The sequence below is a fragment of the Eggerthella sp. 1_3_56FAA genome, assembly GCF_000185625.1.
Lineage (GTDB): Bacteria > Actinomycetota > Coriobacteriia > Coriobacteriales > Eggerthellaceae > Eggerthella > Eggerthella lenta.
Genome location: NZ_GL622581.1, coordinates 38,711 through 42,836 on the forward strand (window position 1 = coordinate 38,711; position 4,126 = coordinate 42,836).

Sequence of the window (4,126 nt, forward strand, 5' to 3'; positions counted from 1 at the left end):
TCGGCCTGGGCGCGGCGCTCGGCTGCGGCGGCGGAGCCGTCGAACAGCACGGTCTCCACGCGGCGCGCGTCGAGGCGCGCATGCTCGCGCACGAAATCGGCGTAGTCGTCGTCGGCGTTCACGAACGCCCGGCCCGTGCCCTCCGGCAGCGCGCATAGAAGCTCGGCCTTGGCGCGCGCGATGTTCTCGCGGCTGCCCAGAAGCTCGATATGGCTCTCGCCCACGTTCACCACGAGGCCCCAATCGGGGCGCACGTAGTCGCATAGGTCGGCCAGCTGGCCCGCGCCGCGCATGCCCATCTCCACCACCACCGCCTGCGTGTCCTGCTCGGCGGCGAGCAGCGTCTTGGGAACGCCCAGCTCGTTGTTCTGGTTGCCGGCCGTCGCCACCGTGGACAGCGTGCTTGCCAGCACGTCGCGCACAAGGTTCTTCGTGGTGGTCTTGCCGGTGGAACCCGTCAGCGCGATCACGCGACCGTGCAGGTGAGAGCGCCATTCGCGCGCGATATCCGCCACGGCGTGGGCCGTGTCGGGCACCTCGATAACGCTTGCGCCCAGCTCGGCGGCCAGCATGCGCACGGCCTCGTCCAGCGGCTGCATCACAAGCGCGCACACGGCGCCGCCCGAGAGGGCCGCACCGACGAAGTCGTGGCCGTCCACGCGCTCGCCCGGCAGCGCGACGTACACGTCGCCCGGCTTCGCGTCGCGCGAGTCCCAGGTGAGCCCCGTGGCCAGCGCGCGCGGATCAAGCGGCTCCACCACGAACGAGCCTCCCGTGCATGCGGCGATCTGCTTGTGGTTCAAACGCATGCTATCGATCCTCGCCTGAGGGTTCGTCGCCGAACGCACACGCGAGCTCCTCGGCGGCCACGATGCGATCGTCGAACGAGAGTACTTGGTCGCCCACGAGCTGATAGTCCTCGTGGCCCTTGCCCGCGATGAGGATCGAGTCGCCCGGCTTCGCCTGCGCGATGGCGCGCGCGATGGCGGCGCGACGGTCGGCCTCCACTTCGAAGCGGCCGGCTCCCGAGCTCATTCCGCTCACGATGTCCTCGATGATGGCCTGCGGATCTTCGGTGCGCGGGTTGTCCGACGTCACCACCGCATGGTCGGCCGCCAGGGCGGCCTTGCCCATGATGGGACGCTTGCTGGCATCGCGGTCGCCGCCGCAGCCGAACACGCAGACGGTGCGGCCGGGCGTGAGCGCCATGATGGACGCGAGCGCCTTCTCCAGCGCGTCGGGCGTGTGGGCGTAGTCCACGAACACCGACACGCCGCCCGTGTTCGGCGCGCTCACGCGCTCCAAACGACCCGGGATCTGCGGCGCCTCCTCGAGCGCTTCGACGATGGTCTCGGCCGGGAAGCCCAGCTGCAGCCCGATGCCGAAGGCGCACATGACGTTCTCCACGTTGAACTTGCCCACGAGCGGGTAGTCGAACGTATGCAAGCTGCCGCGCACGTCGAGCGTGACGGTGGTGTGGGTAGGAGCATACTGCACGTCCACGGGATGGATCTGCGCGGAAGGATCGAAGCCCGTCGTGACCACGCTGTCTTCGGCAACCGAGCAACGCCGCAGCAGCTCTTTGCCCCACTTGTCGTCAATGCAGATCACGCGCTTGGCCGGATAATCTTTCGAGAACAGGCGCGCCTTCGCCTCGAAGTAGGCCTCGAACGTGTGATGGTAGTCCAGGTGATCCTGCGTCAAGTTGGAGAACGCCGTAACGGCGAATGCGGCGTCCCACGTGCGATCGAGGTCGAGCGCATGAGAGCTCACCTCCATGGCCACGACGTCGCAGCGCGCATCGCGCATGCGGGCGAGCAGCTGCTGCAGGTCGGGCGATTCCGGCGTGGTATGAGCCGATTTCTCGGCCTCGTCGCCGATGCGGATGCCCACGGTTCCGATGACGCCCGTGCGCTTCCCCGCTACCCGCGCGATGTGCTCTACCAGGTAGGTCGTGGTGGTCTTGCCGTTGGTGCCGGTGATGCCCACCAGCGCAAGGTCCTTGGAAGGATGGTCGTAGAAGTTCGCCGCAGCGGCCGCCATGGCCTTGCGCGTATCCTTCACCACGATCTCCGTGACGTCCGTAGCGTCGGCCAGGTACACCTTGCGCTCGACCACGAGCACTTTCGCGCCCCGATCGATGGCGTCCTGGGCGAACGAGTGCCCATCCGTCGTCATGCCTACCACGCAGAAGAACGCGTCGCCGGGTTGCACCCGGTCGCTGCGGTAGGCGATACCGTTCACCTCGTCGTCGGCGTTGCCGAGGATGGTGCAGTCGATACCTGCGAACAGTTCGGTACAGGTCTTGCCCATGGCTTCCTCACTCCGGATAAATGTTGAATCGGTCGATGGCTGTTGTCATTATATCCTTAAAAATCGGCGTGACCACACCGTCGGTGGGAACCTCGTTGGCACCCACAAAACAAACCAATTGGCTGGAAGAATCGGCCAGGAAACCGGTGAAGGCCAGGTTGTACACCCCTTTTCGGTAGCCGCCGTTCTTCTCGTCGTAGATCTCCGCCGTGGACGTCTTGCCCGCCACGTTGAAGCCGTCGATGGCGGCGGCCTTGCCCGTGCCCTCGGTGACGACGGTCTTCAGCATGCTGGTCAGATCGTCGATGGCTTTCTTGTCCTTGATGACGGTGTCGCTTCCGTACTCGGCCGTCTCGCCGCTTTGGGGCTTCGACAGGAGGAAGTGCGGCGTGCACTCCACGCCGTCGTTCACGAGCGCTCCGTAGAAGCGGGTGATCTGCAACGGCGTGAGCGACAGGCCCTGCCCGAAGCTGACGTTGTAGGCGGTGACCTTGCTCCAATCGTCGAAGGGAAGCAGGTTCCCCAGGTACTCGGTGCCGGCTTCGCCCTCGCCCGGATAGTCCACGCCCGTCTTCGTGTGCAGGTTGTACTCGTTGATCTTGTTGTAGAGGTTCCGGAACCCCGACACGTCGCCCACCGTCGCGTTCTCGGTGGCCAGCGAGATGCCGACGTTCGACGACTGGTCCATGATCTGCCGCAGCGTGTACGTGGCGTCTCCGCGCTCGTGCGCATCCCCAATGACGTAGCCGTCGGCCTCGATGGAGGACGGGCAGAACAGCTCGGTGTCGGGCGTCATGGTGCCAGCTTCCAGGATGGCCATGGCCGACACCGACTTGAAGATGGAGCCCGGCTCGAACAGGTCGGTCACGCATTTGAGCTTCGGCGCATCCGCTTCCATATTCGTCCGGTCGGCCGGATTGAGCAGCGGCAGCGATGCCGCGGCGTAGATCTCTCCCGTGCCGCCGTCCATCACGATGGCGCTGCCGCCGTTGGCCGTGATGCCCTTGGCATCGGCCGTCAGGCGCTCCTCGACGGATTGCTGCAGCTCTATGTCGATGGATATGATGATGTCCTCGCCGTCCACGGCCGCCTTGGAGTCGCGCGTGCCGCCGGGAATGGGCGTGCCGTCGGGGCTGCGCTCCTCGCGCGTGTAGCCCGCCTCGCCTGACAGCACGTCGTCGTAGTACAGCTCGAGGCCCGATACCCCCTTGTAGTACTCGCGGTTGTTCTCGGCATCGGTTTCCAGCGTGCATACGCCGATGACCTGGCCTCCCACCTGAGCGTTCGGATACTCGCGCTTCCACAGCGTCTTATAGCGGATGCCGAAGTCCATGCCTTCGCGCGACCCTCCCGAAGCCGAGAGCTCGCGCACGCGCTCCTTGAGAGCGTCCCCCACCGCCACGTCGGCCTTCTCCTTCACCACCGCGTACCGCGTGTTCGGAGCGGTGATGGCTTCCAGGTAGTCGGACTTCTGGCCGCCCAGCACGTCGACGAGCACCTGAGCCGTCGCGTCCGCGTCGTCGACTTCCACCGGGTCGATGTAGATGGTGGTCGACTCCACGGAGGTGGCCAGCACCACGCCGTTGCGATCGTAGATGGTGCCGCGGCGCGGCTCGATCCAGTCGTAGCTCATACGCGCGTTCTCGGCTTCCGAAGCCATGGCAGGGGCGGCTATCACCTGCAGGTACGCCAAGCGCAGCACGAACAGCGCCGCGATGACGGCGAAGGCGAGAATGGGAAGGAACACCCGGTTCGAATTCGAGTTGAAGTCGACCGCCGCAGCCGGGCGGCCGGAGGCGCGCACCGGACGCGC

General features: G+C 66.0%; 3 protein-coding genes. All 3 read right to left on the reverse strand.

The features are described 5' to 3' along the window. A partial coding sequence (locus HMPREF1023_RS10410; RefSeq protein ID WP_009306255.1) for a Mur ligase family protein occupies positions 1–809 on the reverse strand: 809 nt, incomplete at its 3' end. A gap of 1 nt (position 810) precedes the next feature. After that, positions 811–2,313 (reverse strand): UDP-N-acetylmuramoyl-L-alanyl-D-glutamate--2,6-diaminopimelate ligase, encoded by a 1,503-nt coding sequence (locus HMPREF1023_RS10415; protein ID WP_009306256.1) that lies wholly within the window; start codon positions 2,311–2,313, stop codon positions 811–813. Between the two features lie 7 nt (positions 2,314–2,320). Beyond that, a complete protein-coding gene (locus HMPREF1023_RS10420; RefSeq protein WP_009306257.1) occupies positions 2,321–4,117 on the reverse strand; it encodes a penicillin-binding protein 2 in 1,797 nt (598 codons plus the stop codon). Positions 4,118–4,126 lie beyond the last annotated feature (9 nt).